The 11796-nt window shown below is 58.9% G+C and carries 11 protein-coding genes; 6 read left to right on the top strand and 5 right to left on the bottom strand.

The window, feature by feature from the left end:
• Nucleotides 1-148 precede the first annotated feature (148 nt).
• The 3 genes from FPT12_RS21940 to FPT12_RS21930 are packed head-to-tail and all read left to right on the top strand — an operon-like array spanning nt 149 to nt 3714.
• Nucleotides 149-808: a paraquat-inducible protein A gene (locus FPT12_RS21940; RefSeq protein WP_145019945.1), complete on the top strand. Its 660-nt coding sequence runs from the start codon at nt 149-151 to the stop codon at nt 806-808.
• Nucleotides 795-1418 carry a paraquat-inducible protein A gene (locus FPT12_RS21935; RefSeq protein WP_145019942.1) on the top strand — a complete coding sequence of 208 codons (624 nt, stop codon included), beginning with the start codon at nt 795-797 and terminating at the stop codon, nt 1416-1418. Before FPT12_RS21940 ends, FPT12_RS21935 begins: the two co-directional genes overlap by 14 nt.
• Nucleotides 1411-3714 (top strand): PqiB family protein, encoded by a 2304-nt coding sequence (locus FPT12_RS21930; RefSeq protein ID WP_145019938.1) that lies wholly within the window; start codon nt 1411-1413, stop codon nt 3712-3714. The genes FPT12_RS21935 and FPT12_RS21930 overlap by 8 nt, the downstream gene beginning before the upstream one ends.
• A gap of 75 nt (nt 3715-3789) precedes the next feature.
• Here the strand turns inward: FPT12_RS21930 and mksF are convergent, their stop codons facing one another.
• Genes mksF through mksB form a run of 3 tightly spaced genes read right to left on the bottom strand, consistent with a single transcriptional unit; the run spans nt 3790 to nt 8595 of the window.
• Entirely contained in the window at nt 3790-6630 is a 2841-nt protein-coding gene (gene mksF, locus FPT12_RS21925) for an Mks condensin complex protein MksF (protein ID WP_145019935.1), read from the bottom strand.
• Entirely contained in the window at nt 6627-7328 is a 702-nt protein-coding gene (gene mksE / locus FPT12_RS21920; protein ID WP_145019932.1) for an Mks condensin complex protein MksE, read from the bottom strand. The genes mksF and mksE overlap by 4 nt, the downstream gene beginning before the upstream one ends.
• On the bottom strand, nt 7318-8595 hold the full coding sequence (mksB, locus tag FPT12_RS21915; RefSeq protein ID WP_178098849.1) for an Mks condensin complex protein MksB: 1278 nt from the start codon (nt 8593-8595) through the stop codon (nt 7318-7320). The genes mksE and mksB overlap by 11 nt, the downstream gene beginning before the upstream one ends.
• A gap of 218 nt (nt 8596-8813) precedes the next feature.
• Here mksB and FPT12_RS21910 point away from each other — a divergent pair, with 218 nt between their 5' ends.
• Together FPT12_RS21910 and rimI are read left to right on the top strand one after the other, a co-directional pair.
• Complete coding sequence (locus FPT12_RS21910; protein WP_145019955.1) at nt 8814-9560, top strand: energy transducer TonB; 747 nt, start codon at nt 8814-8816, stop codon at nt 9558-9560.
• Complete coding sequence (rimI, locus tag FPT12_RS21905) at nt 9553-10005, top strand: ribosomal protein S18-alanine N-acetyltransferase (protein ID WP_019693701.1); 453 nt, start codon at nt 9553-9555, stop codon at nt 10003-10005. The genes FPT12_RS21910 and rimI overlap by 8 nt, the downstream gene beginning before the upstream one ends.
• Before the next feature lie 44 nt (nt 10006-10049).
• Here rimI and FPT12_RS21900 read toward each other — a convergent pair whose 3' ends face one another.
• Complete coding sequence (locus tag FPT12_RS21900) at nt 10050-10451, bottom strand: serine kinase/phosphatase (RefSeq protein WP_145019926.1); 402 nt, start codon at nt 10449-10451, stop codon at nt 10050-10052.
• 151 nt (nt 10452-10602) lie between these two features.
• Here FPT12_RS21900 and can point away from each other — a divergent pair, with 151 nt between their 5' ends.
• Nucleotides 10603-11247 carry a carbonate dehydratase gene (gene can / locus FPT12_RS21895; protein WP_019693699.1) on the top strand — a complete coding sequence of 215 codons (645 nt, stop codon included), beginning with the start codon at nt 10603-10605 and terminating at the stop codon, nt 11245-11247.
• Nucleotides 11248-11268: 21 nt separating this feature from the next.
• Here can and FPT12_RS21890 read toward each other — a convergent pair whose 3' ends face one another.
• Nucleotides 11269-11790: an SET domain-containing protein gene (locus FPT12_RS21890; protein WP_145019923.1), complete on the bottom strand. Its 522-nt coding sequence runs from the start codon at nt 11788-11790 to the stop codon at nt 11269-11271.
• Nucleotides 11791-11796: the final 6 nt, after the last annotated feature.

Here is an 11796-nt window from a genome sequence, read left to right as displayed (position 1 = left end):
TTAAATTCCGAAACCCCTATCTGCGTATGCAGGTAGGGGTTTTGTTTTGCCTGCGGGAAAGTTCATTTCAGGATTGAAACAAAAATGCACAGTATTTTTCGGTCAGAACACTAAAATAGAGCCCTTGTTTTCAGAGCCCGAGCCCTTTATGCCAGATCCGGTTGACGCCCCTGGGCTGTCAGATTTACCGCTGGACGACTTGGTGGCGTGTCATGAGTGCGATTTGCTGATGCGTAAGCCGCAACTTGCTCATGGCGAGAAAGCCCTATGTCCGCGCTGTGGTTATGAACTCTACGCCCACCCGCACAATGTCGTGGAACGTAGTCTCGCCTTAGTGATCGCCGCACTGCTGCTGTACGTTCCAGCGAACTTTTTACCCATCATGCAACTCCATCTACTCGGACAGTCGTCGCACGACACTGTCTGGAGTGGCGTCGTTGGCCTGTTCGATACCGGAATGCAAGGCGTGGCAGTGGTGGTGTTTCTGTGCAGCATGGGAATCCCGCTGCTCAAGTTGCTCTGTCAGTTGTTAGTTTTGCTGAGCGTTCGTTTTGATATAGGGCGCAGCTATGGCTTGCTGCTCTATCGCATTTATCACCATCTACGTGATTGGGGAATGCTTGAGGTTTATTTGATGGGCGTGCTGGTGGCCATTGTCAAACTGGCTGACCTCGCGTCGATAACGGTCGGCTTGGGTCTGGTGTGCTTTATCAGTTTGCTATTGCTGCAGGTTTTGCTTGAGGTCGTGATGTCGCCTCATCAGATCTGGCAAGCGTTGTCAGGAGAGGATGCTCATGCGGGCAATTGATGCAGGCATTCTGATTTGTATTGAATGCCATGAGCTTAACAAGCAGGAACCGGACACCGACGAGCAGACATGCACCCGCTGTGGCGCACTGGTTCATGCGCGTCGCCCCAATAGTTTGATGCGCACCTGGGCGTTGCTGATTACCGCGGCGATTCTCTATATACCCGCCAATGTGCTGCCGATCATGACCGTCAGCACTTTAGGGCGGGGTGAAGGAGATACCATCATGTCCGGCGTGATCACCCTGGTTCAGCATGGGATGTTTCCGATTGCTGCCGTGGTGTTTGTCGCCAGTATTCTGGTACCGACCTTCAAATTGGTGGGCATCGCATTGCTGTTGTTTTCGGTACAGCGGCGTCAGCCTTTATCCGCACGGCAACGCATCGTGATGTATCGGTTTATCGAGTTCATTGGTCGATGGTCAATGCTGGATATTTTCGTGATCGCCATTCTGGTGGCGGTGGTGAACTTTGGTCGACTTGCCAGTATCGAGGCGAATCTCGGTGCGGTGGCCTTCGCCAGTGTGGTGATTTTAACAATGCTTGCTGCAGTAACTTTCGATCCCCGACTGATTTGGGATAACACGGAGTCGGACGACGACCATGACTGATTTGCCTAAAGCTAAAACCCGACCGGCTTCGAACTGGTCGGCCATTTGGGTTCTGCCCCTGATCGCCTTGATGATTGGCGGATGGCTGGGCTGGCGTGCCTACAATGAGACCGGCATCGAGGTTCAGGTTCGCTTCGAAAGTGGCGAAGGCATTCAGGTCAACAAGACCGAAGTTGTCTACAAAGGCATGCCGGTCGGCAAGGTAAAAAGCCTGACGCTGGATGACGAGGGAAAAACCCGCGGGGTTATCGCTACCATCGAAATGAACAAGGACGTTGAACAGTACCTGAAGACCAGTACGCGCTTCTGGCTGGTTAAGCCGAGCGTCACCCTGGCCGGGATTACTGGCCTGGAAACGTTGGTTTCAGGTAACTACGTGGCGATCAGCCCGGGTGAGGGGGAACCAAGCCGCAAGTTCACCGCCTTGACCAAAGAGCCGCCGCTGTCTGACTCCAAGCCAGGCTTGCACTTGACCATCAAGGCTGATCGTCTGGGTTCCCTGAATCGTGGCAGTCCGGTGTTCTATAAGCAGATCCAGGTTGGTCAGGTGAAAAGCTATCAGCTGTCCGAAGACCAGAGCACCGTCGAGATCAAAGTCTTTATCGAGCCCACCTACGCCAATCTGGTGCGCAAATATACGCGCTTCTGGAATGCCAGCGGGATCAGTATCGACGCCAACCTGTCCGGCGTGAAAGTGCGCAGCGAGTCGCTGGCCAGTATCGTCGCGGGCGGTATCGCCTTTGCCACGCCAGACAACCGTAAAGACAGCCCGCCCACCGATCCAAGCTTGCCGTTTCGTCTCTATGAAGACTTCGACGCCGCTCAGGCCGGTATTCGTGTCAAAGTGAAACTCAGCGACTTTGAAGGCCTGCAGGCCGGCCGCACACCCGTGATGTACAAAGGCATCCAGGTCGGTAACTTGAAAGCGCTCAAGATCGACCCGGACTTGTCCAGTGCCACGGCCGAGCTGACCCTGGACCCACTGGCCGAGGATTACCTGGTCACCGGGACTCAGTTCTGGGTAGTCAAACCGTCAATCTCGCTGGCGGGGATCACTGGGTTGGAAGCCTTGGTAAAAGGTAACTACATCGCTGTGCGCCCAGGCGACAAGGGCGGTGCGCCGCAACGCGAATTCGAGGCCCGGCCGAAGCCGCCGCCTCTGGATCTGCGTTCTCCAGGTCTGCACCTGGTGCTGTTCACTGAAAACCTCGGATCCCTGGAAGTCGGTAGCCCGATTCTCTATAAGCAGGTCAAGGTCGGTTCGGTGCAGAGCTACCAGTTCTCACGCACCAAAAAGCAGTTGGTCATCGGTGTCCATATCGAGAAAGAGTACGAAGGACTGGTCAACGCCTCGACGCGATTCTGGAATGCCAGCGGGATTACTCTGACCGGTGGTCTCACTGGCGGGATTCAGGTCAAAAGCGAATCCCTGCAAAGCCTGATGGCCGGCGGTATTGCCTTTGAAACACCGCAAGCCACGGCGCCGTTGCAGAAGCGAATTCCTCGTTTCCGCCTGTTCGCCAACCGTGAGGAGGCGAGCCAGAAAGGCGCTGTGGTCACGATCAAGGTCGATCGTGCCGACGGTTTGCGCACCGGCACGCCGATTCGCTTCAAAGGTCTGGATGTCGGCAAGGTGGAAAACGTCGACCTCAGTGATGATCTGCAATCGGTGCTGCTCACCGCACGCATCACTGAAGTACCGGAGCGCATTGCTCGAGTCGGCAGCCAGTTCTGGGTGGTCAAGCCGGAACTGGGCCTGATCAAAACGTCCAACCTGGAAACCCTGGTTACCGGGCAATACATCGAGGTTCAGCCCGCTGCGAAAAACCTTGGCTCACAGAAGAGTTTCGTGGCACTGGCCAATCCTCCGGAGTCTGCCAAGGAAGAGGCCGGTCTGAGTCTGGTGTTGAGCGCAGCTCGCCGTGGTTCGCTGAAAACCGGCGTGCCGGTGACTTATCGTGAAATTACCGTCGGCAAGGTTACCGGCTATGAACTGGGTCAAACGGCGGATCGCGTGTTGGTCCACATCCTGATCGAGCCGAAGTACGCGCCGTTGGTACGCAGCGGAACACGTTTCTGGAACACCAGCGGCTTTGGCCTGGACTTTGGTCTGTTCAAAGGCGCAACGGTGCGGACCGAGTCGTTGGAGACGCTGATTCAGGGCGGCATTGCGTTCGCTACTCCGGAAGGAGATCGCATGGGCAGTCCAGCACGGCCCGAGCAGACGTTCCCGCTGTTCGACAAGTTCGAAGACGAGTGGCTGACCTGGGCGCCGAAGATTTCCCTCGGTAAATAACCCGCAACGGCAACCATAAAAAAGGCCGCGATCCATTGGATCGCGGCCTTTTTCGTTACGACGCCGGTGAAAGGATCAGACCTCGTCCAGTTCCGGTTCGGTCGACTCAACGTTCACCGTAGCCTTCACCTCGTCATGCCGGCGAATGTACTTCCAGTCCGCCTCGTCGATGTAGATACCCTGCGGCCCGCTACCACCTTCCAGGTCGATGGCGACACTGGCGCAGACCTGCGGCTTCACACTGGCGAGGATCGGTACGAAGCCCAGCTGCAAGCTGGTTTCCAGCAAGGCGGCCTGGTTTTTCTCGTCGATGTCCGCGGCCTCGTCGAGGTAGTACGGCAAACGCACGCGCCCGGCCTGGTCGCGATCCATCAAGTGCAGCAACAAGTACATGTTGGTCAGCGCCTTGATGGTCATGGTGGTGCCGTTGGACGCCGCGCCATCGATGTCGGTGTGAATCACCGGCTGCCCGTTGACCTTGGTAATTTCGAACGCCAGCTCGAACAGGTCCTTCAAGCCCAACTGGTTGTGGTTCGCAGCCACCAACCGCGCCAGGTATTCCTTGGCTTCTTCGTTCTTGTTGTCCTGATCGGCGCTTTGACTCAGGTCGAACACCGACAGGGTTTCGCCTTCCTCATACTGACCTGCGCTGTGGATGATCTGGTCGATGTGCTTGAGGGCTTCCTTGTTCGGCGCCAGGACGATGCGGAAACTTTGCAGGTTGGAGACCTGACGTTTGTTGATCTCGCGGTTGAACAGCGCCAGCTGGTGTTCAAGGCTGTCGTAGTCACTGCGAATGTTGCGCAGGGTCCGGGCGATGTCGGTCACCGCTGCACGGCGGGCCTTGCCGAGGGTCAGGGCTTCGTCGGTGCGGTGCGCGTAAGCGTTGATCAGCAATTGCAGGCGGCGCTCGACATCGTCTTCGCTGTCGAACTTGGCCACGCCCTTGAGGCGAACCTGCGCGTAAAGCGCTTCGATCTGCCCGTCGACACGCAGCAGGCCTTGCCAGCTGTCCTGATAGTCATTGAGCAGCGGCAGCAGGTTGTCCATGGAATCGTCGATCGGGTCCATGAACGGCGTACCGAACGGCAGGTCCGCTGGCAACAGCTGACGGCGGCGCAGGGCGTCGTCGAGGGTACGTTGCTTGGCTTCCATGTCGCCGATCTGCCGGCCGACCAGTTGCAGCTTGGCCGACAGTTGCTGGACGCGTTCGGTGAAGGCATCGCTGGAACGCTTCAACTCGTCCTGTGCGGCTTCCATCTGCGCCAGTTGTTCCAGCTTGTCGCCTTCCTCGGCGCTCAGCGTTTGCGAGCGGCGGAAGTCTTCCAGGGCTTTTTGCGCATCCAGCACTTGCTGGTACAGCGCTTCGGTCTGGGTCTTGCTGGCCGCGCGGTCCGCCACGACGGCCGCTTGGGTTTTCAGTTGCTTGAGTTCTTTGTCCAGACGGTCTTTCTGATCACGCAGCGCGGCGCGGTCGGCCAAGGCTTGCAGGGCCGGTGGTTCGATGTGCGACAGGTCGATGGACAGGCCCGGCACTTCGAAGCGCTCGCCTTTAAAGCCATCGAGGATCAGCTCCATGGATTTGACCCACTGGCCGTCTTCGTCCAGGGCAATGCCATGCTCGCCCAGCGGCAAGCTGAACAGCGCACTGTTGAACAGACGCATGAGGCGCTCGACGTCCTGTTGCGAGAACTCTTCGCGCAAGCGGGCGTAGCTATTGTTGTCGGCGTGATCGAGTTGCTGCTTGACCGACTTCAGGCGTTTTTCCAGATCCCGCAGACGCTCTTCGAGGTCTTCGGCACTGAATTGACGGGACTGCGCCAGCGCACCGGCCAGTTCATCGTGGGCGTCCTTGGCGGCGAGCAGTTGCTGCTCAAGCCCCTTGACGTCATCGACCAGGGCGAAGCGATGCTTGAGCACCGACAACTCGCCCAACCAGCGCTGGATGCCGGTGATTTCGCGCTCCAGGCGCATCAGTTCCTGAGTACCACCGCGTTGATCGTTTTGCAGTGCGTCCTGCTCGTTGCGGTAGTGTTCGGCCTGAATCGTCAGCTCTTTCTTGCGTGCGCTGGCGTAATCCGACCAGGTGCCGAGCAACGAGTCGAGCAGCGGCGAGATGCGGTGCAACTTGCCGCGCAGAATGTTGCGCTGAGTAACTCCAGCGGATAGCGCTTCGACCAACGGACCGGCGGTGACCAGCGAGTTGTAGTCCTGCTCCATGCGGCGCACGTCGCGGAAGGCTTCTTCGCAGGCGGCGATGTAATCGACGCTGCCGGAACGCAGGCTGTGTTCAAAGGCATCGAGGAACAGTTGCTTGAGCTTGGCTGCAGTGATTTCGCGCATGTGCAGCAGGTTGATGAACAGCGCGCGGAAGGTTTTCAGGCTCTGCTCGCTGGTGGAGCGCAGCGGAATCAGCGTCAGGTCCAGCGGGACCGACGTGTGGCCACCGACCAGCAAGCGGCGCAGTTCGTCCGGCTTGAGTTCGTAGGCTTTCAGGCCTTCGCGCTCAAGGTTGGTGAACAGCTCTTTCTGACGCAGGCAGGTATCGTTTTTCTGGTAATGGGCCAGGTCCAGTTTGCCGGCATAGGCGAAGAACTGGTGACCGAAACCGCCGCCAGGGCCACGTCCGACCACGCCAATCACGTGGGGGCCGTGGGGCAGGGCGACTTCGACCAGAATGTAACTGGTGTCAGTGGCGAAATAGAAACGCCGCGACTGTTCAAGGCTGTACTTGCCGAAGCTCATGTCCGACATGCGCGCCAGGATCGGGAACTGCAAGGCGTTGATCGAGGCAGATTTACCGAGGTTGTTCGCGCCGTAGACCGACAGCGGCTCTTCCAGCGGGAATAGCCCGAGGCTGTAACCGGCGGTGTTCAAAAGGGCAAAGCGGCGAATGCCGTAGCGTTCCTTGCTCATGCGTCGAGCTCCTGTTCTTCGGCAATGGCACGGGCCAGGGCGTCTTCTTCGCTTTCTTCAGCGAAATCGCTCAGGTCGAGCGGATCATCGGTTTGCAGCAGCTTTTCGTCGCTGTCGTCATCGATCAGCACCGGCGCCGGCAATGGCAGCACGCTGTGCAGGCTGGCGGCCAGGTCACGGTCTTGCTGGACCGACAGGCAGACGTCGAGGAAACGGTGCATCGGCGGCAGGAAGCGGTAGATGCCGTTCTCTTCGCTGGCAAAACCGAGCTGGGTCATGCGACGCATGATCTTTTCTTCGAGTTCTTCGACGGTCTGCACTTCGGCCTGAATGAACAGGTCGCGGTACTTTTCCAGCAACGACGGCAGTTCATCGCGACCGAGGCTGCCACCATCGAGGACGGCAATCGGATCGCGGCCCTGGTCAGCCAGATGCTCGACGAGGATGAAGGTGAACAGTGCCAAGCGCTGGGCGGTCTTGTTCACCGCCGCAGCGGCGAGGTCCGGCACAAAGTAGTAGAAACCACGGGTGTCGCAGACCAGTTCAAACCCCAGGGCCTTGAACAGCGTGCGGTACTGGTCCTGAAAGTTCGACAGCTGCGCGTAGAGTTCAGGATCGCGACGGCTGACGTGGTAGCCCTTGAACAGCTCGCGAAAGATCGGCGCCAGTTGAGACAGTTCGGATAGATCAAGATGCATGAGGAGTGCTCGCGGAATTCTCGGGCGCGTCATCGCGGGCCGAGAGCAGGGCGAAGGAGCGCAGGCTGACCTGGTGCTCGTGAGTGTGGTAATCGCGGCGTTCCAGACGCTCGCGTTTAAAGCGCTTTTCCCGTGACAGGCGGGAGAACCAGTACAGCAACTCGTCGGTCGCGCCGTCCGGTTCCTGCTCCAGCAGCCAGGTCATCAAGTCCGGCATCGGCAGCGCGTCTTCGCAGCGTTCGAGCATTTCCCGAACGGTGCGCGGTGCCCGAGGGGCTTCGCCTTTTTGGGTTTTGTGGGCCTTGGGGAAACGCGCCGGTTTTGGCTCGAAACGCGCCAGTGCATAAACGTAGGCTTCGACCTGACTGGCGCTGCCGAGGAAGGTACTTTGCGGTCGGGTGAACATCGGCATTGCCGCTTGCGGCACTGCGTCGATGCCCTTGCGGCGGATCATCGACAGCGCCAGCGCCGCGCCACGGGTCACGGCGTTGTGCCGACGGGCCTCTTCACGCAATGGCAGCAACAGCTCGCGAGCATGACGCAAGGTCAACTGGGCGCTGGTCTGCATTTCGAGGATGCGCGCGTGGGTGCGCAGCAGCATGTCGTCGTCGACCAGGTGGCCGAGGCGCTGTTGTTCGCTGAGCATGCGCAACAGCACGTTTTCAACCTTGCGCACGCCTTGCTCGAAGGCGCCGTCGGCGTTGACCAACTGAATCATCGGCTCGACGTATTCGTCCCAGGTTGCCAACACTTCGGCATAACGCTGACGCAGCGGAATCTGCCGGTCGCTGGTCTTGGCCCGCTCGGCGACGGCCACCAGAGCCTGTTCGTCGTTGGCGAGTTTTTTCAGGACATCGCGCACGCGCATGTCGAGCAAACGCAGCTGGCGTGCCAGATCATTGCCGTCGCGGATGTCGAAAGCGTCCTGAATGTAACCGGCCAGCCGCTCAAGATGGCGCAGGTAGGCTTCGATTTCCAGGCACAGGCCCAGACGGTGCTCACGGCGCAGGTAGGCGAGGAAGTCGTGAATCTGCGCGTTCAGTTCAAAACGGTTCGGGCTTTTGGCCACCGGAACCAGAATGTCGAGGCGGATCCACACGTCCAGCAGGCTGGTGATGTCCTGTGGCGTGCTGTCCAGTTGCTGGGCGGCCAGCTGTGAGCGCAGTTCGTTGAGGCTCAGAGTGCCTTGGTCGAAGTGCTCGCACAAAGGCTCCAGAAGTGCCCAGTGTTCGGCGAGGGCGCGCAAGACGCGCTTGGGTTCGATCATTGGAATGGCCGGCTGGTTGGCGATTAAAAGCAGCGATTGTACTGCATCACGTGCGATGGGAATCACTCTCGGAGGATCGGCGGGACCGACAGTCGCTTTTCTATCGATCAACTGCGGGCGATCTTGAGCGAAGGGCGGTAGAATCCCTGCACTATCAGTTATCCACAAGTGGCCGACCTTTGCTTATCGAGTCCCGTCGCCGCGCCTATTTGACCGCCATGCAGGTGGTCAACTGGCTGCCGCGTACCGAATTGCCCTTTGCCGCACCGTCGCGGCCCGAGCTGCTGGAAGCGCCAGAGCCGTTGGTCGAGACACCGATTGCGCCGGCGCAGGTCGCGAAAGCGGCCGCAGAGCCTGTGGCCAGGCCGGCCGAGCGGATCAAGGTCGAAGTGCCGCGTCCAACACCTTCGGTCGCGCGCCCGGCGAGCAAGCCGGCCGAAGAGGTCGAAGACACACCGGTCGTAACCAAGGCGCGGCCAGTACCGCCGCCGCGTTTTGCCTTGCAATTGCTGCGTGCCGGCCGTTGCCTGCTGCTGGTGGAGTTACCCACAGGCGGTGCGTTCCAGACTCGCGATCCGGCCTACTTGCTGCTCAAGGACATGCTGCGCGCCGCTGGTCTGCCGGATAGCCCGCAAATTGTCGGCGAACCGGTCCGCTGGCCGCTGCTGGTGCGTGGAACCATGGATCAGGGCCCGGAAGCTGCCCGTGATTTCGTTCAAGGGTTCCTTTCGGCTCGCCTGGAAGACGCGCCTTGTGTCTGCTTGTGGTTGATCGGCCTGCCGGCGGTGCGGTTTGCCGGTGAGGCAAATGCTGAAGCCTACAACCGCGAACTCCAGGTCGAAGGCCTGGGTTCGGTCTGGGCGCTGCCCGGCCTGGAATTATTAATGGAAGAGCCACAGCGTAAGGCTGATGCCTGGCAAGCCATGCGTCGGCTGATGGCGCGTTGGAAAGAATCGAATGAGTGACGCTGTATCGTTCCGCCCGATGACCGAAGCGGATTTGGACGCTGTACTGAGAATCGAATATGCGGCGTTCAGCCATCCCTGGACCCGTGGGATTTTTCTTGATGGTCTGGGCAAATACCAGATATGGCTAATGTTTGAAGGTCAGCAACAGGTTGGTCACGGTGTGGTGCAGATCATCCTTGATGAGGCGCATCTGCTGAACATCACGGTCAAACCGGAAAATCAGGGGCGCGGGCTGGGTTTGAGGCTGCTTGAGCACTTGATGTCCCGTGCGTATGAAGCCAAAGCCCGGGAATGCTTCCTGGAAGTGCGCGACAGCAATCAGGCGGCATTCCGTCTGTATGAGCGTTATGGTTTCAATGAAGTCGGTCGCCGTCGCGATTACTACCCGGCGGTCGGTGGGCGTGAAGATGCGGTGGTGATGGCCTGCACGTTGGTGGATTGATACATAACCATTGTGGCGAGGGAGCAAGCACCCTCGCCACAGGTTCAACGATTGCCACCAACCGGATCGCGCTCTGCCAGTTCCGCCTCATCCAGCCCGTTGCCACCGCCGATTTCGTCCTCATCGACGATGCTTAAGTCCCAATCGGCGCTGAAGTCCTCTCCGGCTTCATGAGCGTCACGGGCGCCATCTTCGCGAATCAGGTTTTCCGGGCTCATGTCGTCGTCAATGGGCTCGTCGTCAGCCGAGGCGCCACCCATGCCTTTTTCACGTACGTGTTCGCTGGGCATTTGTTGCTCACGTTCGTGCTCGCGGGTCAGGCCGCCGATGGTCTCGCCGGGTTCTTCTTCATCGAAATCCAGCTCACGCATCGAACCCATGCGGTCTTCGTTGTCGTCGATAGGCTCGGGTTGGACCGCGCCGTAAGGACGTCGTGAATCAGTCATGGAAATTCCTCATAATGTGGGGCCTTATAGGGTGGACAGGCGTTACCCTTAAAGATTCCAAGGCATTTCTGTTCGACTACCTGCAACACCCGCGTGACCCCGACGGGCGGTTGTCTGTCAAAGCAGTGCATCATTCTTGAGGCTTCAGAGCATGAACGAATTACAAGATCTGATTGATAACAACGAGCGCTGGGCCGACGCGATCACCAAAGAAGATCCTGACTTCTTCGCCAAGCTGGCTCGCCAACAGACGCCGGAATACCTATGGATCGGTTGCTCCGACGCACGCGTACCGGCCAACGAAATCGTCGGCATGCTGCCTGGCGACTTGTTTGTGCACCGTAACGTTGCCAACGTGGTGCTGCACACCGACCTCAATTGCCTGTCGGTGATTCAGTACGCGGTGGACGTGCTCAAGGTCAAACATATCCTGGTCACCGGCCACTACGGTTGCGGCGGCGTGCGCGCTTCGATGCAGGATCGCCAGTTGGGTCTGATCGACGGTTGGCTGCGCTCGATTCGTGATCTTTATTACGAACACCGCGAAGAACTTGGTCAGTTGCCGACTGAAGAAGAGCGGGTCGACCGTCTCTGCGAACTCAACGTGATCCAGCAAGTGGCTAACGTCGGCCATACCAGCATTGTGCAAAATGCCTGGCACCGCGGGCAGAGTCTGTCGATCCACGGCTGCATCTACGGCATCAAGGATGGTCGCTGGAAGAGCCTGAACGCGACCATCAGCGGTTTCGAGCAACTGCCGCCGCAATACCGTTTGCGCCCGGTCGGTGCTTTGTAAACCGCGCTGAGCCTCCGTTTATCAGAGGCTATGTCGATGCCAGTGTTGCAAGAACTTCTGGCCTTCGGCGTTTGGCGGATCATCGTAGCCGGTGATCCAGCCACGGCAATCGGGCGAGCCGCACTCACAGGCGAACTGACGCGTCAGCTTCTCTTCAGTGCTGGCGTAGTCCATGCACAGCACTGTGCCAGGTGTGATGTCTTTCAGCGCCCATAACCACAGTTCGCTCATGTCGAGAAAGACGTTCGGGTCACAGGAATGCAGCAGTAGCCCCGAAAAAAACGGATCGTAGACGTGGATACCCGGCGCCAGTTGCAGGGTATGCAAACGGCGGGTATGGATCAGCAGTCCCGATACCCGACAGATACGACTGATGCGCAGGTAATCGCGCTGTGCCGTGATTGCCGCGCCGCGCCCATCGTCAGTCTGGATAACCGTGAAGTGAGCTCTGGAGGGGTAGCCCTGGCGGGCTCTGAGTTCTTTGTTCGGGTAAATGCAGCTGCTCGACGGCATAGCTGCCTTGTCCCTGGCCTGGGGCTTCATAACGAT

This window comes from Pseudomonas sp. H3(2019) (assembly GCF_007713465.1).
Lineage (GTDB): Bacteria > Pseudomonadota > Gammaproteobacteria > Pseudomonadales > Pseudomonadaceae > Aquipseudomonas.
This window is presented reverse-complemented; position numbering and strand designations above follow the sequence as displayed.

Excerpts from the sequence above, each read along its gene's own strand:
- can (WP_019693699.1), top strand. The coding sequence starts at position 10,603 with ATGAACGAATTACAAGATCTGATTGATAACAACGAGCGCTGGGCCGAC.
- FPT12_RS21935 (WP_145019942.1), top strand. The coding sequence starts at position 795 with ATGCGGGCAATTGATGCAGGCATTCTGATTTGTATTGAATGCCATGAG.
- FPT12_RS21940 (WP_145019945.1), top strand. The coding sequence starts at position 149 with ATGCCAGATCCGGTTGACGCCCCTGGGCTGTCAGATTTACCGCTGGAC.
- FPT12_RS21930 (WP_145019938.1), top strand. The coding sequence starts at position 1,411 with ATGACTGATTTGCCTAAAGCTAAAACCCGACCGGCTTCGAACTGGTCG.
- mksE (WP_145019932.1), bottom strand. The coding sequence starts at position 7,328 with ATGCATCTTGATCTATCCGAACTGTCTCAACTGGCGCCGATCTTTCGC.
- FPT12_RS21890 (WP_145019923.1), bottom strand. The coding sequence starts at position 11,790 with ATGAAGCCCCAGGCCAGGGACAAGGCAGCTATGCCGTCGAGCAGCTGC.
- mksB (WP_178098849.1), bottom strand. The coding sequence starts at position 8,595 with ATGATCGAACCCAAGCGCGTCTTGCGCGCCCTCGCCGAACACTGGGCA.
- FPT12_RS21900 (WP_145019926.1), bottom strand. The coding sequence starts at position 10,451 with ATGACTGATTCACGACGTCCTTACGGCGCGGTCCAACCCGAGCCTATC.
- rimI (WP_019693701.1), top strand. The coding sequence starts at position 9,553 with ATGAGTGACGCTGTATCGTTCCGCCCGATGACCGAAGCGGATTTGGAC.
- mksF (WP_145019935.1), bottom strand. The coding sequence starts at position 6,630 with ATGAGCAAGGAACGCTACGGCATTCGCCGCTTTGCCCTTTTGAACACC.
- FPT12_RS21910 (WP_145019955.1), top strand. The coding sequence starts at position 8,814 with ATGCAGGTGGTCAACTGGCTGCCGCGTACCGAATTGCCCTTTGCCGCA.